Annotated in this window: 20 protein-coding genes and 2 tRNA genes; 11 read left to right on the plus strand and 11 right to left on the minus strand. The window is 70.8% G+C overall.

Annotated elements, in window-relative coordinates; genetic code table 11:
- Positions 1-30: 30 nt before the first annotated feature.
- Together P8T65_RS06750 and P8T65_RS06755 are read right to left on the minus strand one after the other, a co-directional pair.
- Positions 31-357, minus strand: a complete 327-nt coding sequence (locus tag P8T65_RS06750) for a plasmid stabilization protein (protein ID WP_316724453.1) — start codon at positions 355-357, stop codon at positions 31-33.
- 98 nt (positions 358-455) lie between these two features.
- Positions 456-1,502, minus strand: coding sequence for an oxidoreductase (locus tag P8T65_RS06755; RefSeq protein WP_316724454.1), 1,047 nt, complete (start codon positions 1,500-1,502; stop codon positions 456-458).
- Between the two features lie 294 nt (positions 1,503-1,796).
- Between P8T65_RS06755 and P8T65_RS06760 the strand changes: the two genes are divergently transcribed.
- The 4 genes from P8T65_RS06760 to P8T65_RS06775 all read left to right on the plus strand — a co-directional run bounded on the left by P8T65_RS06760 (position 1,797) and on the right by P8T65_RS06775 (position 6,776).
- On the plus strand, positions 1,797-2,213 hold the full coding sequence (locus tag P8T65_RS06760) for an SsgA family sporulation/cell division regulator (RefSeq protein ID WP_215454158.1): 417 nt from the start codon (positions 1,797-1,799) through the stop codon (positions 2,211-2,213).
- 388 nt (positions 2,214-2,601) lie between these two features.
- Positions 2,602-4,230 (plus strand): ABC-F family ATP-binding cassette domain-containing protein, encoded by a 1,629-nt coding sequence (locus P8T65_RS06765; protein ID WP_316724455.1) that lies wholly within the window; start codon positions 2,602-2,604, stop codon positions 4,228-4,230.
- A 567-nt stretch (positions 4,231-4,797) separates the two neighbouring features.
- Positions 4,798-5,574, plus strand: a complete 777-nt coding sequence (gene ddaH, locus P8T65_RS06770) for a dimethylargininase (RefSeq protein ID WP_316724456.1) — start codon at positions 4,798-4,800, stop codon at positions 5,572-5,574.
- 224 nt (positions 5,575-5,798) lie between these two features.
- Entirely contained in the window at positions 5,799-6,776 is a 978-nt protein-coding gene (locus P8T65_RS06775) for an acyl-ACP desaturase (RefSeq protein WP_316724457.1), read from the plus strand.
- 93 nt (positions 6,777-6,869) lie between these two features.
- Here the strand turns inward: P8T65_RS06775 and P8T65_RS06780 are convergent.
- The 4 genes from P8T65_RS06780 to P8T65_RS06795 all read right to left on the minus strand — a co-directional run bounded on the left by P8T65_RS06780 (position 6,870) and on the right by P8T65_RS06795 (position 8,881).
- Positions 6,870-6,945 (minus strand) — tRNA-Trp (locus P8T65_RS06780).
- Between the two features lie 26 nt (positions 6,946-6,971).
- Positions 6,972-8,330: an SDR family NAD(P)-dependent oxidoreductase gene (locus P8T65_RS06785; RefSeq protein WP_316724458.1), complete on the minus strand. Its 1,359-nt coding sequence runs from the start codon at positions 8,328-8,330 to the stop codon at positions 6,972-6,974.
- A gap of 113 nt (positions 8,331-8,443) precedes the next feature.
- Positions 8,444-8,515 (minus strand) — tRNA-Asp (locus P8T65_RS06790).
- 108 nt (positions 8,516-8,623) lie between these two features.
- Positions 8,624-8,881: a WhiB family transcriptional regulator gene (locus P8T65_RS06795; RefSeq protein ID WP_184903970.1), complete on the minus strand. Its 258-nt coding sequence runs from the start codon at positions 8,879-8,881 to the stop codon at positions 8,624-8,626.
- A 265-nt stretch (positions 8,882-9,146) separates the two neighbouring features.
- Here P8T65_RS06795 and P8T65_RS06800 point away from each other — a divergent pair, with 265 nt between their 5' ends.
- Positions 9,147-9,938, plus strand: a complete 792-nt coding sequence (locus tag P8T65_RS06800; protein WP_316724459.1) for a VOC family protein — start codon at positions 9,147-9,149, stop codon at positions 9,936-9,938.
- A gap of 202 nt (positions 9,939-10,140) precedes the next feature.
- On the plus strand, positions 10,141-11,358 hold the full coding sequence (locus P8T65_RS06805) for a glycoside hydrolase family 64 protein (protein ID WP_316724460.1): 1,218 nt from the start codon (positions 10,141-10,143) through the stop codon (positions 11,356-11,358).
- Positions 11,359-11,368: 10 nt separating this feature from the next.
- Here P8T65_RS06805 and P8T65_RS06810 read toward each other — a convergent pair whose 3' ends face one another.
- Together P8T65_RS06810 and P8T65_RS06815 are read right to left on the minus strand one after the other, a co-directional pair.
- Positions 11,369-12,427: a LacI family DNA-binding transcriptional regulator gene (locus tag P8T65_RS06810; protein WP_316724461.1), complete on the minus strand. Its 1,059-nt coding sequence runs from the start codon at positions 12,425-12,427 to the stop codon at positions 11,369-11,371.
- 91 nt (positions 12,428-12,518) lie between these two features.
- Complete coding sequence (locus tag P8T65_RS06815; protein WP_316731507.1) at positions 12,519-13,571, minus strand: multicopper oxidase domain-containing protein; 1,053 nt, start codon at positions 13,569-13,571, stop codon at positions 12,519-12,521.
- A 199-nt stretch (positions 13,572-13,770) separates the two neighbouring features.
- On the opposite strand from P8T65_RS06815, the gene P8T65_RS06820 reads away from it, so the two are divergent.
- Entirely contained in the window at positions 13,771-16,251 is a 2,481-nt protein-coding gene (locus P8T65_RS06820; RefSeq protein ID WP_316724462.1) for a ThuA domain-containing protein, read from the plus strand.
- Positions 16,251-18,455: an OmpL47-type beta-barrel domain-containing protein gene (locus tag P8T65_RS06825; RefSeq protein WP_316724463.1), complete on the plus strand. Its 2,205-nt coding sequence runs from the start codon at positions 16,251-16,253 to the stop codon at positions 18,453-18,455. Before P8T65_RS06820 ends, P8T65_RS06825 begins: the two co-directional genes overlap by 1 nt.
- Positions 18,456-18,522: 67 nt before the next feature.
- Here the strand turns inward: P8T65_RS06825 and ligD are convergent, their stop codons facing one another.
- Complete coding sequence (ligD, locus tag P8T65_RS06830) at positions 18,523-19,533, minus strand: non-homologous end-joining DNA ligase (protein WP_316724464.1); 1,011 nt, start codon at positions 19,531-19,533, stop codon at positions 18,523-18,525.
- Between the two features lie 121 nt (positions 19,534-19,654).
- Between ligD and P8T65_RS06835 the strand changes: the two genes are divergently transcribed.
- Positions 19,655-20,734 (plus strand): ATP-dependent DNA ligase, encoded by a 1,080-nt coding sequence (locus tag P8T65_RS06835; protein ID WP_316724465.1) that lies wholly within the window; start codon positions 19,655-19,657, stop codon positions 20,732-20,734.
- Between the two features lie 3 nt (positions 20,735-20,737).
- On the opposite strand, the gene P8T65_RS06840 is transcribed toward P8T65_RS06835, so the two are convergent.
- Positions 20,738-21,928 carry a zinc-dependent alcohol dehydrogenase gene (locus P8T65_RS06840; RefSeq protein WP_316724466.1) on the minus strand — a complete coding sequence of 397 codons (1,191 nt, stop codon included), beginning with the start codon at positions 21,926-21,928 and terminating at the stop codon, positions 20,738-20,740.
- Positions 21,929-22,105: 177 nt separating this feature from the next.
- Here P8T65_RS06840 and P8T65_RS06845 point away from each other — a divergent pair, with 177 nt between their 5' ends.
- Positions 22,106-23,113, plus strand: a complete 1,008-nt coding sequence (locus P8T65_RS06845) for a DUF3048 domain-containing protein (protein ID WP_316731508.1) — start codon at positions 22,106-22,108, stop codon at positions 23,111-23,113.
- A gap of 47 nt (positions 23,114-23,160) precedes the next feature.
- Here the strand turns inward: P8T65_RS06845 and P8T65_RS06850 are convergent, their stop codons facing one another.
- A complete protein-coding gene (locus P8T65_RS06850; protein ID WP_316724467.1) occupies positions 23,161-23,616 on the minus strand; it encodes a MarR family transcriptional regulator in 456 nt (151 codons plus the stop codon).
- 657 nt (positions 23,617-24,273) lie between these two features.
- Between P8T65_RS06850 and pcaH the strand changes: the two genes are divergently transcribed.
- A complete protein-coding gene (gene pcaH, locus P8T65_RS06855; RefSeq protein ID WP_316724468.1) occupies positions 24,274-25,047 on the plus strand; it encodes a protocatechuate 3,4-dioxygenase subunit beta in 774 nt (257 codons plus the stop codon).
- Position 25,048 lies beyond the last annotated feature (1 nt).

Consider the following 25,048-nt stretch of genomic DNA (forward strand, 5'->3'; position numbering starts at 1 on the left):
CGCATCCCGTCACGGGCGCGCCGCCCCGGGCTACTTGTCGCCCAGGGCGCGCTTGAGCTGGCTCTTGTTCATGTCCGAACGGCCCTGGATGTTGCGCCGCTTCGCCTCGGCGTAGAGCTGGTCGTACGTGGGTCCCTCGGATCCCTTGTGCGAACGTTGCCCGCCACGCTTGCTCGACGACATGTCCTGGGTGGAGGTGCGGCTCGCGGTCTTGGACTCCCCGGAGCGGGCGCGTTCCTTGTTGACGGTCCGGGCGGCGATCTCCTTGGCGCGCGACTCGCTCTCACCGCGGTCCTCGGCGCTCTCCTTGATGTGCTCGTACTGGCGTTCCCTCTTCGGGCTCGAACCGCGTGGCATGACCGATCACTCCTTCCGTGATTCGAACACGCCACAAGTACCCCTCTCGGCGGGAACAACCCCGTACCCGCCCACCTGGCGGAACGCCGCCGCGCGCGTCAGTTCTCCAGCCGGGCCACCCGTCCCCGCTCCCCCGCCGCCCAGCAGCCCCGGTCCGGCGTGCAGTCGACCGTGTCGTACGACCCGGTGTCGACCGTGCGCCAGGTGCGGCCGCCGTCGGTGGTGAGGTCGGTCCCCGTGGGGCCGACGGCGAAAGCGGTCGTACGGCTGTACGGGAGCCAGGCGACGCCGGAGCGGTAGGCGGGCGGGGGCTGCGCGGCGGGCGTCCAGGTGCGGCCCGCGTCGCCGGTGGTGGCCGCGGCCTGCGGTGACGGCTGGTCCGCGCGGTAGTCGCCGCCGACGGCGATGCCGTGCGCCCGGTCGCGGAAGGCCAGCGCGAAGACGCCCCGGGCCGGGTCGCCGGCCGGTACGGGGGTGTCGGCGACCGTCCAGGTGCGCCCCCGGTCGGCGGAGTGCAGCACGCGCGCGCGGGCCGCCCCTCCGGTCGCCAGCCACACATCGCGCGGCCCCGAGCTGACCAGGCACTGCCCGCTCGCCGCGAAGCCCGCCTCCCCCTCCAGGGCCGGGGGCATGCCCTCGTTCGGCAGGACCTCCCAGGAGCGGCCGCCGTCCTCGGTGGACAGGATGCGGAACCTGCCGTCGACCGGGTCGCTCATGGCCAGCCCGTGGCGGGGGTCGAAGAAGGTGAGGCAGTCGTAGAAGGCGCGCGGGTCGGTGTTGCGGAAGGACTCGGTCCAGGTCTCGCCGCCGTCGTCCGTGCGGTACACACGGGAGGCCTCGCCCTCGCCGATGGCCAGGACGACCGCCCGGCGTGCGTCGAATGCCTCGACGTCCCGGAACTGCAGTTCCTGTGCGCCGGGCGGTGAGACATTGCGCCAGGTCCTGCCCCCGTCGCCGGTGCGGAGCACGGTGCCGGCGGAACCCGCCAGCCACGCGCTGTTCCGGCTGACCGCGGCCAGCCCGCGAAAGCGCACGTCGGTGCCGGTCTCCTTCAGTTCCCAGTGCGGGGGACGGCCGTCCCCGTGTGCCTGCGCGGGCACCGCCAGGGCGGCGGCGAGTGCCGCCGCGGCCAGTCCCGTCGTCATCGTCCGACTCGTCCGACTCGTCCTTCTCGACTGCCCCATGCCCCTCATGGCGGGCGAAGCTAGTGCAGCGACGAGGTGCCGTCCAGATGGCCTCGGCCGGGAACCACCGGGCGGCGTCCGGTGTCCTCTCCCATATCCCGGGACACGGGATGAGAAATGGATCACCCCAGTGATTGGGCCCGGTGACAGAGGTCACTCGAACCTCATGTGCACGGATCGGCCCGATCCGGCGTCTTTGCATATGCCCGGCCGCAGTATCCGGAATCCGTCCACCCGTCACAAGGGAGCAAGGCGTTGTCCACCGTCATCGAGCAGCCCGTAGAGGCCCGTCTCGTCGCCGCCGCGCCGCGGATGCCGAGCATTCCCGCCACGCTCCACTACGACCGCAGCGACCCGTTCGCCGTCCGTATGACCTTCCCCGCCCCGGCCACGCTGGAGGGGGTCGAGGTCTGCTGGACCTTCGCCCGCGAACTGCTCGTCACCGGTATGGAGGACCCGGTCGGCTACGGCGACGTACGCGTCCGCCCGTACGGCTACGACCGGCTGGTCCTGGAGTTCCACGCCCCGGAGGGCACGGCCGTGGTGCACGTGCACGCCGACGAGGTACGGCGCTTCCTGGAGCGGTCGATGGATCTGGTGCCGCTCGGCCTGGAACACCACCAGGTGGACCTGGACCACGATCTGGCCGAGCTGATGCGCGACGCCTGCTGAGGCCCCGGACCTCTGAGGCCCCGGACCTCTGAGGCCCCGACCCGCTGAGGGCCCGCCCCGCTGAGGGCCCACCCCCAGACGCCGCCCCGCTCCGCCGGGGGCGGCCGATCCGGGTGCCGCTTAATTGCGTTGACACCCCCACGGCCCCTCCGTACTTTGTTCCACGGTCCTGTTGCCGTCGATTGGAGAAGGACGTTGCTCGTCTGAGGTCCTGAGACACCGCGTCACACAGCCCGCCGTATGCCGGCGCCCCTGTGTGCGTAGCGTGCGACCTCGGCGTACAGCCGTCCCTTCGGCAGCGGGCCTTCTCTCGCCCCCGTCGTATGTCGCCCTCGCGGTGTTTCGAACGCGTCGCCCCTGGCCGCTTCCCTCACCCGCGAGGTTCCTCATGTCTACTCCCCTTTCCCTCACCTGCGCCTCCCTGTCCTTCGCCTGGCCCGACGGCACCCTGGTCTTCGAGGATCTGCAGATGGCGTTCGGCCCCGGCCGGACCGGACTCGTCGGCGTCAACGGGTCGGGTAAATCAACCCTGTTGAAGCTGATCGCCGGTGAACTCACCCCGTCCGACGGCACCGTGCGGGTGGCCGGCGAGGTCGGCTACCTGCCGCAGAACGTCACGCTCGACACCGGCCTGAGAGTCGACGAGGCGCTCGGCATCGCCACCGCCCGCGCCGCGCTGCACGCCATCGAGGCCGGTGACGTGGCCGAGGAGCACTTCGCGGCGATCGGCGACGACTGGGACGTCGAGGAACGCGCACTGGCGACCCTCGGCGGGCTCGGGCTGGGCCACGTCGATCTGGACCGCACCATCGGCGAGGTCTCGGGCGGCGAGTCGGTGCTGCTGCGGCTGGCCGCGCTGCTGCTGCGCCGCCCCGACGTCCTCCTGCTGGACGAGCCGACCAACAACCTGGACCTGTACGCGCGGCGCAGGCTGTACGACGCGGTCGAGGCGTGGTCCGGGGTGCTGGTCGTGGTCAGCCACGACCGTGAACTCCTGGACCTGGTCGACCAGATCGCCGATCTGCACTCCGGCGAGGTCACCTGGTACGGCGGCAACTTCTCCGCGTACGAGGAGGCACTCGCCGTCGAACAGGAGGCGGCCGAAAGGATGGTGCGGGTCGCCGAGACGGATCTGAAGAAGCAGAAGCGCGAACTGGTCGACGCACAGGTCAAGTTGGCCCGGCGCAAGCGGTTCGGGCAGAAGATGCAGGACCAGAAGCGGGTGCCGAAGATCGTCGCGCACGCGCGCAAGCGGGCGGCCCAGGAGTCCGCCGGCAAGCACCGCATCCTGCACGAGGAGCGGCTCGCCGGGGCGAGGGAACGCCTCGACGAGGCGGTGGAGGCCGTACGGGACGAGGACGAGATCCGCGTCGAGCTGCCGTACACGGCCGTACCTCCGGGCCGTACCGTGCTCACCCTGCTGGACCTGGAACTGAGGTACGGAGCCCGGGTGACGGGCGGCCTCGATCTGCGCGGCCCGGAGCGGATCGCGTTGGTCGGCCGCAACGGCTCGGGCAAGACCACGCTGCTGCGGACCATCGCGGGCGAGCTGGAGCCGGTGAGCGGCGAGTCGAGGGCGCACGTCCCGACGCGGTTCCTGCCGCAGCGGCTCGACGTTCTCGACGACAGGCTGACGGTCGCCGAGAACGTGGCCCGGTTCGCGCCGGACGCGACCAACAACCGGATCCGGGCGCGCCTCGCCCGCTTCCTGTTCCGGGGCGCCCGGGCCGACCAGCAGGCAGCCACGCTCTCCGGCGGGGAGCGCTTCCGCGCCGCCCTGGCCGCCCTGATGCTCGCCGAGCCCGCCCCGCAGCTGCTGATGCTGGACGAGCCGACGAACAATCTCGACATGGCGAGCGTGCGACAGCTGACGACCGCGTTGGAGGGGTACGAGGGCGCACTGATCGTGGCCAGCCACGACCTGCCGTTCCTGGAGTCGATCGGGATCACACGGTGGCTGCTGATGGAGGAGGGAGAGCTGCGGGCGACCACCCCGGAGGAACTCTGGGCCGACTGATCTGGGCGGCGCCGGAGGCCGGCCGACCTGGGCTCTCGCCGACCGGCCGACTACCGCCGAGTAACTCAGGAGGACCACAGCCTGCCCCGGGGTTGGCAACTGCTCACCCAGGAGCGCGCACAAGACCGCTTTGGCTCGATCGTGTGATGGTCGGCTTCCTGCCATGCCGTGCACTGGGCCATCCGGGCTGACGTGATCGCGCGATCCAGGACGCGGATACGGCGCCTGGGGCACCCCCGGCGGTAGCCGGCGGGTGCGGGGCCCCCGCTCCACCGGAGTGATGGTTCGGGCCCTCCCCGTCGCCTCTGGCCCTACCCGCCTGCCCAGATCGCACAGGGAACCGGCCTCCCGGGCTCGGACCACGCACAGGATGCGTGTCGCTGCCTCGGGGTTGAGTACGTCGGGGACCGGCACGCCCAGGACCGTTCGGGGCGCACGGCTGAGTCAGACTCACACCTGCCCAGTCCTCAGGAACGGTTTTGTCCTGGTGGGCCGGGACTGCATGATGGCGGACCGGCGTCGCTTCACGGGCGCCGGAAAACCGTCGTTCGATTCGGAGTCACCCACGTGCCCAGCAAGAAGGCTCTAGTCCGCCGCCCCAGCCCCCGCCTGGCCGAGGGCCTCGTCACGCACGTCGAACGCACGGAGGTGGATGTCGACCTGGCGGTCGAGCAGTGGGAGGCGTACGGCGAGGCCCTGCGCGACCACGGCTGGGAGACGATCGAGGTGGACCCGGCCGACGACTGCCCGGACTCGGTGTTCGTCGAGGACACCGTCGTCATGTACAAGAACGTGGCGCTGATCGCGCGCCCCGGCGCCGAGTCCCGGCGGGCCGAGACCGAGGGGATCGAGGAGGCCGTGGCCGCGCTCGGCTGCTCGGTGAACTGGGTCTGGGAGCCGGGCACGCTGGAGGGCGGCGACGTCCTGAAGGTCGGCGACACCGTGTTCGTGGGCCGGGGCGGGCGCACCAACGCGGCCGGCGTCCAGCAGCTGCGGGCCGCGTTCGAGCCGCTCGGGGCGCGAGTGGTCTCCGCCCCGGTGAGCAAGGTGCTGCATCTGAAGTCGGCGGTCACGGCGCTGCCCGACGGCACGGTCGTCGGGTACATCCCGAAGATGGACACCCCGTCGCTGTTCGGGCGCTTCCTGCCGGTGCCGGAGGAGGCCGGGGCGCACGTGGTGCTCCTCGGCGGCGACAAGCTGCTGATGGCGGCGAGCGCGCCGAAGACCGCCGAGCTGTACTCCGACCTCGGCTATGAGCCCGTCGTGGTCGACATCAGCGAGTTCGAGAAGCTCGAGGGCTGTGTGACATGCCTCTCGGTGCGGCTGCGTGGACTGTACGCCTGACGGGTGATCGCTTCCCCTCTTCGACCCCGGGACCTGCGGGTCCACGGGGCCTTCGGCATGCCCGCCGAGCCCTCGGGGGACGCCGCTGATCAGCGGTCTTTACAGCGCACTTAACCTACGGCATCGTAACCTACGGCTTCGTAGCCTACGATGCCGTAGGTTCAGGTCGCCCGCCTGAGGCAGCCCCGAACGTCCCGTTCCCTGTACGTCCCCCTGGAGCATCTGTGTCGATCACTTCTCCCCACCTCGGCAGCCCGTCCGGCGAATGGACCGACGCGCGGCTGCTGTACGCACTGGAGGAAGTCGTCGAGAAGGAACTCAACCGGCACCTGAAGGTCACCAAGGACTGGATGCCGCACGAGTACGTGCCTTGGAGCGACGGCCGCAACTTCCCCGGCTTCTTCGAGGACGGCGAGGCCTGGGAGAAGGGGCAGTCGAAGGTCTCCGAGGTGGGCCGGATCGCCCTCGTGGTGAACCTGCTGACCGAGGACAACCTGCCCAGCTACCACCACGAGATCGCCACCCTCTTCGGCCGGGACGGCGCCTGGGGCACCTGGGTGCACCGCTGGACCGCGGAGGAGGGCCGGCACGGCATCGTGATGCGCGACTACCTGCTCGCCTCGCGCGCGGTGGACCCGGACAAGCTCGAAGAGTTCCGGATGTCCCACATGAGCGAGGGCTTCGAGTCGGACAACCGGCACTCGATGCTGCACACGGTCGCCTACGTCGCCTTCCAGGAACTCGCCACGCGCGTGTCGCACCGCAACACCGGCCACCACTCCGGTGACCCCGTCTGCGACCGCATGCTGGCGCGCATCGCGACCGACGAGAACCTGCACATGATCTTCTACCGGAACCTGCTGAAGGCCGCGTTCGAGTTCGCGCCCGACCTCACCATGCAGGCCGTCCGCGACGTCGTCGTGAACTTCCGGATGCCCGGCCACGGGATGCCCGGCTTCGAGCGGGCCGCCGCGCAGATGGCCATCGGCGAGGTCTACAACATGCGCATCCACCACGACGACGTCCTCGCGCCCGTCATCCGCTTCCTGAAGATCATGGAGATCGACGGTCTCGGCCCCGACGGCATGAAGGCGCAGGAGGAACTCGGCCTCTACATGGGCGGACTCGACGCGGAGGCCCGCAAGTTCGACGAGAAGCTGGCGGCGCGCAAGGCACGGATGGCGGCGCGGGCCGGGGCCTGACAGCCGCGCACCGCGGACGCTCGTGAGGCGCGGCGCGGACTCTAAGTGAGGCGCGGGGTGCCTGAGGCGGGGTGCCCCCGTGCGGCGCAGGGGGGCGGGGCGGCTGGATTCGAACCAGCGTGTTCCGGTTTTGGAGACCGGCGCGTCTGCCTCTGCGCTACGGCCCCGCCCTTGCGGGGAGCCTAGTCGCTCCCCTCACCACTCCGCCTCCCGATAATCCTTGAGGAACACTCCCGACACCGGGTCGCCGGTCTCGCCGCGCACGATCGGGTCGTAGACGCGCGCCGCGCCGTCGATGATGTCGAGCGGGGTGCGGAACCCGGCGCCTGCCATGCGGCCCTTCTTGGGCGCGGGGTTCTCGTCGGTGATCCAACCGGTGTCGACGGCGCACATGTGGACGCCCCGCTCCGCGAGTTCGGCGGCGCTGGTGCGGGTGAGCATGTTGAGGGCGGCCTTGGCCATGTTGGTGTGCGGATGCCCGGCCGTCTTGTTCCGCACGGCGAAACGGCCCTCGACGGCGGTCACGTTGACCACGTAACGGCGGGGGCGGGGGGCCGCGAGCAGCAGCGGCAGCAGGCGGTCGCAGAGGAGCGCCGGGGCCAGGGAGTTGACCAGCTGGGTCTCCAGGACCTCCGCCGGGTCCAGTTCACCCAGCCGCGCCGACCAGGAGTTCTCCGGGGCGGGGTCGGGCAGCAACCCGGCCTCGTCGGCCTCGCGCAACACGACGGGCAGGGTGGCGGCGCCGGCCCCCAGCATCCGCATCGGGGTGAACCCCGGTGCCTGCCGCGCCCCTTCGGGCAGCGCGTCGTACTCCCCGGCGGCCAGTAGCGCATACGACTCCGGCGGCCGCCGTACGGTCTGGGCCGCGTTGTTGACCAGGATGTCGAGGGGTTCACCCTCCTGCCGCAACTGCTCGCACAGGCCCAGTACTTGGCGCGGGTCCCGCAGGTCGACGGCGACGACGGTCAGCCGGTCGAGCCACTTCTCACTGCCGGGCTCGGCGCGGAAGCGGCGCACGGTGTCGTGCGGGAAGCGGCTGGTGACGAGCAGTTCGGCGCCGTCGCGCAGCATCATCAGCGCCAGCTGGAAGCCGATCTTCACCCGGCCGCCGGTGAGCAGCGCGCGGCGCCCGCTCAGGTCGGTGCCGAGGGCGCGGCGGGCGGTGTTGTCGGCGGCGCAGTCCGGGCACAGCCGGTGGTAGAAGGAGTCGACCTGTCGATAGGACGCCTTGCAGACATAGCAGTGGCGCGACTTGCGCAGAACTCCCCCGTCGCCCGCCGCCTGTTCCGACAGCGGGGCGTCCTCGCGCCGGTCCAGGGCTCCGGTGGCGGTCGCGGCCATCACGGCGGCGTCCGCGGCGGACTTCTCGGCGCCGAGTGCCTTGCGGCGGCGCTTCCACCCGTCGCGTGCGAAGGACGCGGCGACCCGCTCGGTCCGTAGCCGCACCGGGTCGTCCACGGGCAGCGCCTTCAGCCGGCCGACCGTACGGTGGAAGGCCGCCAGTTCTTCCTCGGTGATGCCGCCGTCGGCGCTGGTGCCGTCGTCGTCGCTCATGCGTGCCCCGCCCCGCGTGTCCCGTGCCGTGTCGCGGCTGTCCCCCGGCCCACGCGGTCCCCGAAGCGGCGCGGCGCCGTGCGTCGGGCGCGGTGCGCCACTGTGAAGCGAGGTCCGGACGACCGGATTCGAACCGGCGTTTCCGCCCTGACAAGGCGGTGCGCCTGCCTCTGCGCTACGTCCGGACCGCGCCCCCGGATCCTATGCGGCCACTCCGGGCGAGCCCCACCGATTTTATGACCGGTCCGACAGGTGGCCGCGCCGAGCCGGCACCGCGTTCACCGGCGGCCCGGTCAGCCGTTCTCGGTGCGCCGCAGACGCAGTCTCTCCTTCTCGGAGAGCCCGCCCCAGACACCGAACCGTTCGTCGTTGGACAGCGCGTACTCGAGACACGCGGTGCGCATCTCGCACATACCGCAGATGCGCTTCGCCTCACGCACCGAGCTGCCGGGCTCGGGAAAGAAGAAGTCTGCCCCCGTCTGCGCACACAGCGCCCGCTCCTGCCAGGCACGGTCGATCGGGGTGATCGTGTCGTTGTGCATGCCCAGCATCGTGCCGGGCACCGAAAAACGTTCGATCAACGCGCCATCAACGCGGCGCTCCGGGGCTCCGGGGCTCCGGGGCTCCATGGTCCCCTCGCCGACCAGGGGGACACACGGCGGCGCGCTGGAGGCGGCGTACGGGAGGCGGCGTGCGCCCGCTTCCACTGCGCGTCCGGGGCGCGTCCGGCCGATGCGCGGGCGGTCGCGCGTACGCGGTGCCAGACCCGGCACCACGGGCAACCGGCCCCTCGGACCTCTGCAGAGGAGCGCAGTCATGCTCACCACCCGCCATGTCACCGGCGCCCCGAACTGGGTCGGCCTCGGGACCCCCGGCATCGAGGGCGCCGTCTCCTTCTTCCACCACCTCTTCGGCTGGCGGTTCGAGTCGGCCGGCCCCGAGCTGGGCGGCTTCGGCTTCTTGCGGCTCGACGGCCGTACCGCCGCGGCGGGCATGCAGAATCCCCCGGAGCAGGGCCCGCCGTCCTGGAACATCTACTTCCGCACGCCCGACGCGGACGCCACGGCCGAGGCGGTCGAGCAGGCCCGTGGTTCCGTGCGGATGCGGCCCATGGACGTGGCGGACGAGGGCCGTATGGCGATCCTCGCCGACCGGGCGGGGGTGCCCTTCGGCGTGTGGCAGCCCCGCCGCGTCCAGGGGCTCGACGTCGTCACGGACCCGGGCGCGCTGTGCTGGCTGGAGCTGTACACACCGGATCTGCCCGCGGCGGCCGGGTTCTTCAACTCCGTTTTCGGCTGGGAGACCTCGGCGATCGACGTGGGCGGCGGCAGCTACATCTGTGTGCACCCGGCGGGTGCCGAACCGGGTTCGATGTTCGCCGGCATCGTGCCGATCGACGAGGACCCGAGCCAGGCGGGGTCCGGACCGTACTGGCTGGCGTACTTCGAGGTGGCGGACGCGGACGCCGCGGTGAGCCGGGCGCTGGAGCACGGCGGCGGCGTCCGGCCGCCGGCCAACGACCTCCCGGGCGCGGGGCGTTTCGCCAAGCTCACCGACCCGTACGGGGCGCGGTTCGCGGTCATCAAGAGCGAGCAGCCGCAGGGATAGGACCGCCGCGAGGCCGGGACTCCGCCTCACCGTGAGGCCGAACGCCGTTCGACTTGTCGTCAGTTCATGAACTCAGCCATGTTCTTGAGAGCGCTCTCAGTCATAAGTCTTGACGACTCAACTTCCCCTGGGAACAGTGGGGGAACCACAGCAGGGGCCCCGTCCGCTGTGCCTCCACTCCCCCACGTCCCAGGAGGCCATCGTGATCTCCCGCCGTACGTTCCTGTCCACGGCCGCCGGCGCCGTCGGCGCCACCGCCGTCGGTGGTGCCCTCGGCTCACCCGCCCAGGCCGCGCCCGCGACCTGCCAACTCGTCCTGCGCAATGCCTCGTTGCCAGGCACGGTCCGCGCATACGTCACCGGGCACGAGCAGTCGACGGGCGCCTGGGTGCTGCTGCGGGCCGACGGGAGCGTCTACCGGCCGACCTCACCGTCGGCACCCCAGACGCCGCTTCCGGTCGACTGCGCGATCCCGCTCGGCGCGGCGGGCTCGGCACCCAAGGTGCTGACGCTTCCTCAGATGTTCGGCGCGCGGGTCTACTTCGTGCGGGACAGCAGCCTGGAGTTCTTCCTCAACCCGGGGCCCGCCCTGGTCGAGCCCGCCTTCGCGACGCCCGCCGACGCCAACTACGGCAAGACCTGGTCGTTCTGCGAGTTCACGTTCAACCCCACGCAACTGTTCGCCAACATCAGCTACGTCGACCTGGTGACGGCCCTCCCGATCGGGCTGACGCTGGAGGGCGACGGCACGCACACGGTCGCCCCGCTGCCCGACGGGGCGGTGGAACGGATCGCCGCCGATCTGGTGGCGCAGGCGGCGCGGGACGGTCAGCCCTGGGACCGGCTCGTCATCCGGCGCGGTGACGGCAGGGTGCTGCGGGTCGTCTCACCGCAGAACCTGATGGCCCCGTACTTCGACCGGCCCGACCAGATGCCGTTCCGCTCCTACTGGAACTCCTACATCGACCAGGTGTGGGCGAAGTACCGGACGCAGGACCTGAGGATCGACCTCCAGGGCGGCCGGGGCGTCCTCACCGGGCGGGTCTCCGGCGACACCCTCACCTTCGCCGGCGGCCACTCCTTCACCAAGCCGACCTCGAAGGACATCTTCACCTGCAACCACGGCCCGTTCGCCAACAACCCCGGCGACCCCGACACCAGGAAGGCCCTGCTCGCCCGGCTCGCCGCAGGCTTCAACCGCTCGATCATGCTCACCCACCCCACCCAGCCGAACGGGGTGACGGCCGCCGACTACTACCAGGGGGCGGTGACGAACCACTGGTCACGCGTGGTGCACGCCAACTCGCCCATCGGGTACGCCTTTCCGTACGACGACGTACGGCCCGACGGGCAGCCCGACGTGTCGGGCGCGGCCCACGACGGCAATCCGCGCCGGTTCACGGTGACGGTGGGCGCCTGAGCCGGGCGGCCTACGCGGAGGCGCGCCGTACCAGGGTGGTCGGCAGGACCACGCTGGTCGGCGTGCCGGCCGGGCCCCGACCGGCCTGTTCGTCGGGGGCTCGCCGTTCGAGGCCCCGCAGCAGCAGTCGGGCCATCAACCGGCCCATCTCCTCTATGTCCTGACGGACCGTCGTCAACGGTGGGTCGGACTGCTCGGCCACCGGCAGCATGTCGTCGAAGCCCACCACGGCGACGTCCTCGGGAACCCGGCGCCCGAGTTCCCGCAGGACCCGCAGCGCGCCGGACGCGGAGACGTCGTTGGCGGCGAAGACCGCGTCCAACTCGGGGCAGCGGCCGAGGAGTTCCCGCATCGCCCGCTCCCCGCCCGCCGGGGTGAAGTCGCCCTCCACGATCAGCCGGGGGTCGGCGTCCACCATGACGTCCCGGAACCCGTCGAGCCGGTCCACGGCGGAGGTCTGGTCCAGGGGCCCGGTGATGTGGGCGATCCGGGTGCGGCCGAGGCCGACGAGATGGCGTACGGCGTCCCGCGCGCCGCCCCGGTTGTCGCTGTCGACGTACACGGTGGTCGTGTCGCCGCGTGCGCCGTCCGCCCAGCCGGGACGGCCGCCGAACACGGTGGGGACGCCGGCGCCCCGGATCAGCGCGGGCAGCGGATCGTCGAGGTGCAGCGAGAACGCGAGCGCCCCGTCGACGTGTCCGCCCGCCAGATACCGCCCCACCCGGGCGTAGTCCTCGGGGCCCTCGGTGAGCAGCAGCACGAGCTGTGAGTCGTGCGCGGTCAGTTCCTTGCTGATGCCCCGGAGTTGCAGGGCGAAGAAGGGATCGGCGAAGACCCGGGTCTCCGGCTCGGCGATCACCACGGCCACGGCGTCGTGTCGTCGGGTGACGAGGCTGCGGGCGGCCTGGTTGGGCACGTATCCGAGCTCCTCGACCGCCTTCCGCACCCGCTCGACCAGGGGTTCCCGCACGCCCTCGCCGCCGTTGACGACCCGCGAGACGGTTGCCCTGGACACCCCGGCGCGCGCGGCCACGGCCTCCAACGTGGGACGCGACGCTGTCTCGGTCACTGCGGAACACTCCTCGGGGCGGCTCCGCCCAGGATAGCCCCGGGCAGGAGTCCCCTGAGAGCGCTCCCGACGGCGGCCGTCCGCCGAGGGCTCAGTGGTGGTGCGACCCGCCGGACCCCGCCGCCTCGTCGGCCCCATCCGCCCCGTCGGCGACGTCGGCCCCGCCCGCCTGTTGCTCGCCGTGCGGCGTGTGCGGCTCGTACCCCGGGATCGTGCCGTCCGTCCTGCGCACCAGGAACAGGCCGACCATGCCCATGTCGGAGTGGCTCTGGACGTGGCAGTGGTACATCCAGGCGCCCGCTCCCACCCCTTCGCCCGCGATGACCTGGAAGCCGAAGGAGTCGGCGGGGCCGACGATCTTGTTGTCGATGACCTGGCTGGGGTCGTCGGGGCCGGTGAGCATGCCGGTGCGGTTGTCGGCCCAGCGGTGACCGTGCAGGTGGAAGGTGTGGTAGTACTCGCCGTGCGTGATGACGACGAACTCGACCCGGTCGCCCACGGTCGCGTCGAAGTTGGGCCCGGAGTGCGCGGGCTTGTTGTTGATGAGCAGGTCGTTGAAGACGACCGTGACGGTCTTGTCGGGCAGCACATCGCCCTTGCGGCGGACGATGACAGGGCCGTAGAGACCCTTGCGGACGCCGACCGTGCCGTGTTCGGTGCCGACGACATGGTCGTGGTAGTGCCAGTAACCGGCGCTGCCCGCACGCCAGGTGCCGTCCTTGCGTGCGCCGGGGGCGTGGGTGCGCCAGGTGTAGGTGCGGGTGCCGCCGGGTTCGACGTCGCTCCGGTTCTGCCTGGTGCCGTCGCTGGAGATCTCGTAGTCCAGGCCGTGGACGTGCAGGCTCGCCGCCACATCCATCGTGTTCTCGAACTCGATGTGCAGGGTGTCACCCTCGTTGAGCTCGATCAGCGGACCCGGTATCGAGGCCTTGCCCTTCTCCAGGCCGTAGCCCATCTGTCCGTCGGGCAGCTTCTCGGCGTACATCTTGATGTGCCGGACCACGCCGCCCGCCGGGGCCGTCCTCGCCTGCGTGGCGGCGCTCGCGGACCCGGAGGTGCCGACGGTCTCGACGGCCACGGACAACGATGTCGCGGCGGCCGCTCCACCCAGCAGCATCCGCCGGTTGAACCCTCGTCTGTCCATTCCGTCCATGCGGAACTCCCCACGCCGATACGGATCTTGCGGAGACGCAGCTGTGATCAACCTGTGAGACGGTAGCGGCCGCGCGACCGTTTATCCACACCCAGGACAAAGTTCAGACCATTCCGGTCATAGCTCTTGGCGAGTCGCGTCGAAGCGGGCTAGCTTCCTTGGCGCTGTTGCTGTGACCGAGGAGGTGCCCATGTACTTACGAGGGTTGAGCGACGCGAAGAGACGGGCCTGGGCGGCCACCCTGACCGCCTCGGTCGTCACCGCGGGACTTCTGTCGGGCCCCGCGGCCCAGGCGCGACCGGCGCCGGAACCACCGCTGACAACGATGTCGATCAAGTCTCCGCCGGGCGGCTCCGGCCCTCGGGTGCTGATCTTCCACGGCTCCGCGGCCCCCGGGGAGGAGTCGCCCGTCGTGAACGCCGGGATCGAGGCGATCGAACGGATCGGGCTGTCCGGACCGGCCGCGGAGCGCTTCGGGGTCGTCGCCACCGACGACGCCTCCGTCTTCACCGACGAGACCCGGCTGAGCGGCTTCAACGCCGTCGTCTTCCTGACCGGCGGCGGTGACGTCCTGGATCCCGAGCAGGAGGCGGGCCTCGAGACCTATATGGAGGCGGGCGGCGGTTTCGTCGGCGTCCATGACGCGGCCCGCGCCGAACCGTACTCGGACTGGTTCACCGGGCTGATCGGTGCCCGTCCGGCGGCGTCCAGCCCGACGGCCGTACAGCGGGCGACGGTCGAGGTCGGTGACCGGCGGCACCCGGCCACCAAGGACCTGCCGGCACAGTGGAAACGGCCCGACAAGTGGCTCAACTGGACGAAGAACCCCTCGGGTTCCGTGCACACCGTGGCCCGGGTCCGCGAGTCGACCTACCAGCCGGGCACCGGCGCCAACGGCTGGGACCACCCGGTGAGTTGGTGCCGCGACTACGACGGCGGCCGTTCCTTCTACACGGGCATGGGCGGAACCGTCTCCGCGTACGACGAGACCGACTTCCGTACACATCTGCGCGGCGCCCTGCTGTGGACCTCCCGCCTCGCGCGGGCGGACTGCAAGGCGACCATCACCGCCAACTACAAGGCGGAGCGGCTGACCCGGCCCAACCAGCCCGGGCAGAACGACCAGATCGGTGAACCGCACGGCCTGGTCACCGCACCCGACGGGCGGGTCCTGTACATCGGCCGGGGCGGCGCCGACTCCTCCCAGCCCGTGGTCACCGACTGGAACGACCCCGACATCGGCAAGGGCAAGGGCGAGGTCCACGTCTACGACCCGCGGACGAAGAAGGTCACCCTCGCGGGCGCCCTCACCGTCTTCGGCAACAAGGGCGGCGGCGACGAGCTGATCAAGGTCGAGGAGGGCCTGCTGGGCATCGAGCTGGACCCCGGCTTCCAACAGAACGGCTGGGTGTACCTGCACTACACACCGCACGCGCGGATCGATCGTGACACCCGGATGGCCGAGCGCCGCGTCTCCCGCTTCACCCTCGACCTCGCGAACAACAAGCTGGACCTGGGCAGCGAGAAGGTCCTGCTCAAGTGGCCGGTGCAGATCCACAGTTGCTGTCACGCGGGCGGCGGGATGAGCTTCGACTCCAAGGGCAACCTGTACATCGCGACGGGAGACAACAACTCCAGCGGCTTCAGCGCCGGTTACTCGGGCAACAATCCCCAGCCCAACTACAAGGGCGTCTCCTTCGCCGACGCGCGCCGCACCGCCGGCAACACCAACAACCTCAACGGCAAGATCCTCCGCATCCATCCGGAGCCCGACGGCACCTACACCCTGCCCGCCGGGAACCTCTTCACCGGCAAGGAGACCGCCGAGGGCGGCGGCAAGACCCGCGGCGAGATCTACGTGATGGGCGTCAGGAACCCCGCCCGGATCTTCGTCGACCGGCAGACCGACGTCCTCTACGCCGGCTGGGTCGGCCCGGACGCGAGCGCGCCGTCGACGACCTGGGGACCCGCCAAGTACGACACCTTCGCCGCCATCACCGAGGCGGGCAACCGGGGCTGGCCGTACTGCATGGGCAACAAGCAGCCCTACCGGGACCGCAACCTGCCGGACCCGTCGCAGCCGCTCGGCTGGTACGACTGCGACCACCCGAAGAACGAGTCCCCGAACAACGACGGGCTGGTCAACCTGCCCCCGGTGACCGGCAACAACATCTGGTACGCACCGCAGGGCGGCGCCCCGGACTTCCCCCGGGACGCCAGCGGCATCCCCTCCTACAAGAACGAGGAGGCCACGTACCTGCTGCCGTGGCTCAAGGGCGGCGGCCAGGCCACCATGAACGGTCCGGTCTACCGGTACTCCGAGTCGGGCGACAACTCCGTCCGTTGGCCCGCCTACTGGGACGGCAAGTGGTTCGTCGGCGACTTCTACGACGCCGACCAGCCGCGCCACGCGGTGGTCATGGACCCGAAGAACCAGGGCGGCGGCGGGCTCCCGGTCCACGCGGAGTCCCTGAAGAAGATCGTGCCGGTCGGTGCCGACGGCATCAGGAACCTCATGGACTGGAAGTTCGGTCCGGACGGCGCGCTGTACGTCCTGGACTACGGGCGCGGCTTCTTCACCTCGGACGCCAAGTCGGCGTTGTGGCGCGTCACCTACACGGGCGGCGGTCCGACACCGGCGGCCGACGAGCTGGCGAGGAAGGCGGAGTGATGCGGGAAAGACGTTTGTGGGCAGCTCTGTTGGCGGCCCTGCTGATGGTCCTGGGGCTCACGTCGACGCCCGCGTCCGGCCGCACGGACGGGGTGCGGGAGAAGGCCGCCGCCCAGGTGCTCACCTGGACCGCCGGTGACGACATCACCAAGTACCTGACGGCGCCGCGGACCGCGGTGGCGGGTCCGGCCACCGTCGTGTTCGAGAACAGCAAGGCGACCGGCAACACCATGGGGATGCCGCACACGTTGACGTTCGACGTCTCCGACCCGGAGTACAACAACGACGTGCCGCTCAACATCCTCGCCAACCCCGGGGACGACCAGGGCGGCCGCCACACCGCCGAGGTCACGCTCGCCCCCGGCCGCTACCGCTACTACTGCACGATCCCGGGCCACGGACAGATGCAGGGCATCCTGGTGGTGACCGAGGGCACCGGCGAGGACACCACCGCGCCGGAGACCTCGGCGAAGGTCACCGGAACGCAGAACTCCCAGGGCGCGTACGTCGGTTCGGCGTCCGTGGCGGTGAGCGCGACCGACACCGGCGGTTCGGGGGTCGAGCGGGTCGAGTACGCGATCGGTGACGCCGGGGCCTGGCTGCCGTACACCACGCCCGTGGTGATCGACCAGGTCGGCACGCACAAGGTCCGCTACCGGGCGGTCGACAAGGCGGGCAACACGGCGGCCGAGAAGAGCGTCGGGTTCACGGTCGTGGCGCCGCCGACCGACGACACGACCGCGCCGGAGACCTCGGCGACGGTGGCCGGTGAGAGGAACCCCCAGGGCGACTACGTCTCGATGGCGACGGTCACCGTCTCCGCCTCGGACACCGGGTCGGGAGTCAACACCATCGAGTACGCGCTCGGCGACTCGGGGGCCTGGCAGCCGTACACCGCGCCCGTGATGGTGCACGACGTCGGCACGCACAAGGTGCGCTACCGGGCCACCGACAAGGCGGGGAACGTGGCGGCGGAGAAGAGCGTCGGCTTCACCGTCGTCGCCCCACCGACCGAGGACACCACTGCCCCGGTGACGGGCGTGACCGTCGAGGGCGACCGGAACTCCGCCGGCGCGTACCTGAGGAGCGCCAAGGTCACCGTCAGCGCCACGGACCACGGCGGGTCCGGTGTCGCGGCCGTCGAGTACTCGCTGGACGGCGGCCCCTACCTCGCGTACTCCGCGCCCGTGGTGGTCGACCGGGCGGGCACCCACACGGTCGCGTACCGGGCGAGCGACAAGGCGGGCAACACGGCCGCCGCGCGCTCGGTCAGCTTCACCGTCGTCGCAGGCGGCGGGGTTCCCACGCCCAACTGCGCCGAGTACGACGAGCGGTTGACGGTCTTCGTCGGCACGGTCGACTCGGGGGTGCCGAACCGGGTCACGAACAACCGGTGCCGGATCAACGAGTTGATCGAGGACGAGAAGGAGTGGACCTCCCACGCCCTGTTCCTGAAGCACGTGGACACCGTTCTCGACAAACTGTTCCGGGAAGGGGTCGTCGACCTGCGTGAGCACACGGCCGTGAAGGAGGCGGCGGAGGAGTCCGGGATCGGCAGGCCCGGCCAGACGGAGGGCTACCGCACGATCCTCGACGGCACGGCCGAGTCGTTCGCCAAGTGGCAGCAGGTGGGCGGCGGTTCGTTCGGCCTGAACGGCGACGGCTCGATCACCTCGGGGACCACGAAGGCCGGGCTCGGCATGCTGTGGTTCCCGGAGCGGAAGTACGGCGACTTCTCTCTGCGCCTCCAGTGGCGGGACGACGCACCCGGCACCGGCAACGCCAACTCCGGTGTGTTCGTGCGCTTCCCGTCGGTCCTCGACCATCCGGAGGAGTCGCGGCCGGAGTGGGTGGCCATCAAGTACGGCCATGAGGTGCAGGTCCTGGACCGGCCCGACGGCGACATGTACAAGACGGGGTCGGTATACGGCTTCGACCGGGTCGGGCTCGCCGGTGCGGGCGTCACCCAGAAGGGCACCTGGAACGACTACGAGATCAGGGTGGTCGACCAGCACTACTCGGTCTACCGCAACGGTGTCCTGATCAACGAGTTCGACAACACCGGCGGCCAGGACTTCACCCCGCCCCGCTCGGACGACCCGGGCACGGACGGACGACGGTTCGCCTCCGGCTACCTCGGACTCCAGGTGCACGGCACGACGGACGTCGTCTCCTACCGGGACATCCGGATCAAGGAACTGTAGGGAACGTCGACATCAAGGAAGTGCGGGAACGTCGGTGGCCCGTACCCGCGCCGGGTGCGGGCCACCGTCACGCCTTCTTCGCCCTGCTCGGCTGCACCCGCTTGGGCTCGCCCGGCATCTTCGGGTACTCCGGCGGATACGGCAGGTCCCCCAGCCCGTGGTCGTGTTCGTCCCGCGCCGCCAGTTCCAGCAGCGCCTCCAGGGAGAACGCGTGCTCGTCCATGTCGGCGTGGACGTCACCGACCTCGGCGAACCGCCCCGGCATCGTCCCCAGGTCGAAGTCGCGCGGTACGGCGACACCCACCTCGTCCCAGGTGAGGGGCGCGGACACGGGGGCGTGCGGGCGGGGGCGTACGGAGTAGGCGGAGGCGATGGTCCGGTCGCGGGCGGTTTGGTTGTAGTCGACGAAGATCTTCGCGCCGCGTTCCTCCTTCCACCAGGCCGTGGTCACCTGCTCCGGCATCCGGCGCTCCAGTTCGCGGGCGACGGCGATGGCCGACCGGCGTACCTGGGTGAAGGTCCAGTCGGGCCGGATCGGTACGAAGACGTGCAGGCCGCGGCCGCCGGAGGTCTTGGGCCAGCCGCGCAGACCGCCGTATTCGTGCAGGACCTCCCGCAGTTCGTGCGCGGCGCGGACCGCGTCGGCGTAGTCGGTGCCGGGCTGCGGGTCGAGGTCGATGCGGAGTTCGTCGGGGCGGTCGACGTCAGCGCGGCGGACGGGCCAGGGGTGGAAGGTGAGCGTGCCGAACTGGGCGGCCCAGACGACGGCGGCGACCTCGGTGGGACACATCTCGTCCGCGCTGCGGCCGCTGGGGAAGGTGATGTGCGCGGTGGGGATCCAGTCGGGCATGTTCTTGGGGGCGCGCTTCTGGAAGAAGTTCTCGCCCGTCACGCCCTCGGGGTAGCGCTCCAGGGTGGTGGGCCGGTCGCGCAGGGCCCGCAGGATGCCGGGGCCGACGGCGATGTAGTACCGGGCGAGGTCCAGCTTGGTGAAGCCGCGCTCCGGGAAGAAGATCTTGCCCGGGCTGGACAGCCGTACCGTCCGCCCCGCCGCCTCCAGGTCCACCGCTTCACCCATGCGAGCCACGGTAGGCGGAAGGACCGAATGCCGCATACCGGGACCTTCGACTCACTGAAGGTCCCGGTATGCGGCGAAGTTCGCCGCGCGGCGACTCCCTGGCGGTCGCAGAATCGAAGGCATGGATCTTCCGGTGATGCCGCCCGTGAAACCGATGCTCGCCAAGTCCGTGGCGAAGATCCCGCCGGACATGCACTACGAGGCGAAGTGGGACGGGTTCCGGGCGATCGTGTTTCGCGACGGGGACGAAGTCGAGATCGGCAGCCGTACCGGCAAGACGCTGACCAGGTACTTCCCCGAGCTGGTGGCGGCCCTGCGGGAGCGGCTGCCGACGCGCTGCGTGCTGGACGGCGAGATCGTGATCGTCCGCGACGGGCGGCGGCTGGACTTCGACGCCCTCACCGAGCGGATCCACCCCGCGGACTCCCGCGTCCGGATGCTGGCGGGGACGACCCCGGCCTCCTTCATCGCCTTCGACCTGCTCGCACTGAACGACGAGTCGCTGCTCGACGTCCGGCTCACCGACCGGCGCGCCCTGCTGGAGCTCGCCCTGGCCGGGGTGAGCGCCCCGGTGCACCTCGCACCGGCGACCACGGACCGCAAGCTGGCCGAACAGTGGTTCGAGCAGTACGAGGGGGCGGGCCTGGACGGGGTGATCGCCAAGCCGCTCACCCTGCTCTACCGGCAGGACGAGCGGGCCATGTTCAAGATCAAGCACGAGCGGACAGCGGACGTGGTGGTCGCCGGGTACCGCTTCCACAAGAGCGGACCGGTGGTCGGCTCGCTGCTGCTGGGCCTCTACGACGACGGGGGCACGCTCCAGCACATCGGCGTGTGCGCGGCCTTTCCCATGAAGCGGCGCGCGGAGCTGGTGCAGGAGCTGGAGCCGCTGCGGCTGGAGGACGTCCGGGAACACCCCTGGGCCGCCTGGGCCGAGGAGGCGGCGCACGAGACGGCGCGGCTGCCCGGCGCCCCGAGCCGGTGGTCCACGAAGAAGGACTTCTCCTGGGTGCCGCTGCGCCCCGACCACGTCGCCGAGGTGGCGTACGACCACATGGAGAACGGTGTCCGTTTCCGCCACACGGCCCGCTTCCGGCGCTGGCGCCCGGACCGCACGGCGGAGAGCTGCACCTACGCGCAGCTGGAGGAGCCGGTGAACTACGACCTGGCGCGGATCCTCGGCCCCGGCACGAACCGGTGACGCTCAGGGCTCCATCAGTACCTTGACCGCCCCGTCCTGCTTGCGCTGGAACATCTCGTAGGCGTGCGGGGCGTCGGTGAGCGGCACCCGGTGGGTGGCGAAGTCGTCGACGCCCAGGGGGTCGTCGTCCGTGAGCAGGGGCAGGATGTCGTCGCTCCAGGTACGGACGTTGGCCTGGCCCATGCGCAGCCGGATCTGCTTGTCGAACAGAGTGAGCAGGGGCAGCGGGTCGACCTTGCCGCCGTAGACGCCGGAGAGGGAGATCGTGCCGCCGCGTCGTACGAGTTCGATGGCGGTGTAGACGGCGGCGAGCCGGTCCACGCCGAGGCGCTCCGTGAGCCGTGAGCCGATGGCCCGGGGCAGCAGTCCGGTCGCGTTCTGGGCTAGCCGGGCGGCCGCGCTGCCATGGGCCTCGGTGCCGACGGCGTCGATCACGGAGTCGGGGCCGCGGCCGGCGGTCCGGTCCTGGATGGCACCGACCAGTTCCTTCTCGTTGTCGAAGTCCCTGAGGTCGAAGGTCTCCACGCCCCGCTCGCGCGCCCGGCTGAGCCGCTCGGGCACCAGATCCACCCCGAACACCTGCTCGGCTCCGCGCTGGAGAGCCACCCGGCAGGCCATGTCGCCGATGGGCCCGAGGCCGAGCACCGCGACGCTGCCGCCGGGCGGGACGTGTGCGTACTCGACCGCCTGCCAAGCGGTGGGAAGCACGTCGGAGAGGTAGAGGAAGCGGTCGTCGGGCGGCCCCTCCGGCACCTTGATCGGTCCGAACTGGGCCTGCGGGACGCGCAGGTACTCGGCCTGGGCCCCGGGGACCGAGCCGTACAGCCGGGTGTAGCCGAAGAGGGCCGCGCCCATGCCCTCGCCGGTGCACTGGGTGGTCTCGCACTGGGTGGGGAGCCCGGTGAGACACATCCAGCAGCTGCCGCAGGCGATCTGGAACGGTACGACCACCCGGTCACCGGCCGCCAGATCGGGGACCCCCGCACCGACCTCCTCGACGATGCCCATGGGTTCGTGACCGAGGATGTCGCCCGGCGTCATGAACGGAGTGAGCACCTCGTACAGGTGCAGGTCGGAGCCGCAGAGCCCGGTGGAGGTGATCCGGATGATCGCGTCGGTCGGCTCCTTCAGCACCGGATCGGGCACGTTCTCCACCCGCACGTCCCGCTTGCCCTGCCAGGTCACTGCCTTCATCGTGCCCACACTCCGTTCCCGCACCTCGGTCAGCAGGTTTCCGCCCGAGTACCCGACCCCTCACCCCCGAACCAGTCAGAAACAATCCACTATGGCCATTGATAAACAGATAAGTGCACAATCGGATGCATCATGAGCGGGATGAGTGAGATGAGTGGGACAAGCCGGATGGTCGGGATGGGCGGAAGGGGCACGGTGTGCAAGGGGTCCTGGACGCGGCGCGCCCGGCGCGGCGCGACCGCGGGGGCACTGCTCGCCGCGGTGGTCGCGGGCACCCTGCTGGCAGGCTGCACCACGACCGGGAGCGACGACGACGGACAGGGGCAGGGCAGCGATCGCAGGGACGACCGGACCGGCGCCCCGCCGGCCGGGTCCGCGCTCGCCGTGAAGATCGACAACGTCTCCGCCGCCCGCCCCCAGACCGGCCTCGACGCCGCGGACATCGTCTACGCCGAGCAGGTAGAGGGCGGCCTCAGCCGGCTGATGGCCGTGTACGCCACCCGGTTCCCCGAGGTGGTCGGACCGGTGCGCAGCGCCCGCGAATCCGACCTGGAGCTGCTGCGCCAGTTCGACGAGCCGACCCTGGCCTTCTCGGGAGCGCAGAGCAAGCTCCTGCCGCTGATCGGCAGGGCGCCCCTGCACGCGAAGACCCCCGAGGACGCCGGAGCCGCCTACTTCCGGGGCGACGACAAGCCCGCGCCGCACAACCTGTACCTGCGCCCCGGGAAGCTCCTCGATGCCCCGCCCGGCGCCGACGCCCTCACCACCGGTTTCCGCTACGGCCCCGCCCCCTCGGGCGGCACCCCCGAGGACTCCCGCACCGTCCGCTATCCGGCCGCCCGCTTCACCTTCACCTGGTCCGACGACAGCCGCCGCTGGCAGGTCTCGATGGACGGCAGACCGACGGTCACCACCGACGACGTCCGTGTCGCCCCGGCCACGGTGGTCGTCCAGCACGTGACCGTCCGCCCGTCGCAGTTCCGCGACTTCCTCGGCAACAACACCCCGTACACGGAGACGGTCGGCTCGGGCCGCGCGGAGGTCCTGCGGGACGGCAAGATCTTCGACGCGGACTGGGAGCGGAGGACGGCGAACGACGGCACACGGTTCACGACGACGGAAGGCGAGCCGATGAATTTCGCCGAGGGCCAGGTATGGGTGGTGTACACCGCCGACCGCTCGTAGCCGAACGCCTGGCGGAGCCGGCGGAGGGCTCGGCGGGGCCGACGGGGCTAGCGGAGCGCCTCCGTCGGGCTGCGCAGTTCCTCCGCCGCGTCGGCCACCCGCCGGATCAGCTCGAAGAACACGCCCTGCTCCTCCGCCGACAACGGGGCCAGGAACACCTGGTTCATCCGCGCCGTCCGCACCGTGAGCCGACGATGGATCCGCAGCCCGTCGTCCGTGAGCCGCAGCAGGAACCGTCGCCCGTCCTGCGGATCACGCACCTTGTCGAGGAGCCCCCGGCGCCCGAGGCGGCTGATGACCTCGGACATCGTGGACCGGTCGAGCCCCACCCGCTCCCCCACCGTGCGCTGGTCGAGCCCCGGTTCGGCGACGAGGGTGTTGAGGACCGCGAACTGCGGCGAGGTGATCTCCTCGGAGACCATCACGTTCCACAGCAGATAGTGGGCCTGCTGCAGCCGTCGGGCCAGGTGCCCGGGGTGGGTGGAGAGGTCCACCGCGGCCATGTGCACTCCTCGACTCGGGCTCGGCAATTCATCCGTGCACTGAACGATACCCGCCACGCCTCGACGTCTGTCCATATGGCGTACGGATCCGACCTGGCCTTTTTCGCAGCTCTTGACGAGGGAGCCGACGAGTGGCAGCGTGAAGGAAACTTCACCCAAATGCTCAGTGCCCTGATTAACCGGTCACCGGGTGCGCGGACGAGATGGGGCCTCACGGATGGACAAGGTGGTCGCCACAGCCCTGGAGGCGGTGGCCGATGTGCCGGACGGCGCGACGCCCCCGGCGTCGTCTCGAACAACCGTGGGGCCATTCGAGCATCAGGGCGAACGACGGCCACGACGGCCACGACGGCGTCTCGCCGGCCTCGCCGCCCAAGGCGGTCCGCGAGTTCGTCGGGGGCGCGACCGGCCGGAACCATCGCGCATGCGACCGGCCGGAACCGTCGCGCATCAGCCGACCCACAAGGGCTCGGGCGTCTGTGCCGCCACGCTGTGCATCGGCGTGGGGCAAGGGCTCGCCCGCGTTCTGCGGCGCTGAGCCGTGTCCGCGACTGCCGGTCGTTCATCACCGGTAACGCAGTTCCCCGCGCCCCTCAGGGGCGCCGCACCCATCCCGCCTTTTGACGTGAACGTCAGGAACCCCCAGGGACACCACTCATGACCCTCACCCAGCACGACATCGACCAGGAAATCGCCGTCGAACACACGGCCTACGAGAAGCGGGTCGCCGGCGGGGCGCCGGTCGAGCACCATCCGCGCCGCGACTACACGCCCTACCGGTCCTCGGTGCTGCGGCACCCGAAGCAGCCGCCGATCTCCATCGACGTCACCAAGGACCCGGAGCTGGTGGAGCTGTTCTCCCCCGCCTTCGGGGAGCGGGACATCACCGAGATCGACAACGATCTGACCCGGCAGCACAGCGGCGAGCCGATCGGTGAGCGGATCACGCTCACTGGCCGCCTCCTCGACCGCGACGGCCGCCCGCTGCGCGGCCAGCTGGTGGAGATCTGGCAGTCCAACTCGGCGGGCCGCTACGCCCACCAGCGCGAGCAGCACGACGCGCCGCTGGACCCGAACTTCACCGGCGTGGGCCGCACGCTGACGGACGACGACGGCCGTTACCACTTCACGACGATCCAGCCGGGCCCCTACCCGTGGCGCAACCACCTCAACGCCTGGCGGCCGGCCCACATCCACTTCTCGATGTTCGGCACGGCGTTCACCCAACGGCTCGTGACACAGATGTACTTCCCGAGCGACCCGCTCTTCCCCTACGACCCCATCATCCAGTCGGTCACCGACGACGCCGCCCGGCAGCGGCTGGTCGCGACGTACGACCACAGCCTGTCCGTACCGGAGTTCTCGATGGGCTACGTCTGGGACATCGTCCTCGACGGCCCGAAGGCCACCTGGATCGAAGAAGGGCGCTGAC

The organism is Streptomyces sp. 11x1, from assembly GCF_032598905.1.
Lineage (GTDB): Bacteria > Actinomycetota > Actinomycetes > Streptomycetales > Streptomycetaceae > Streptomyces.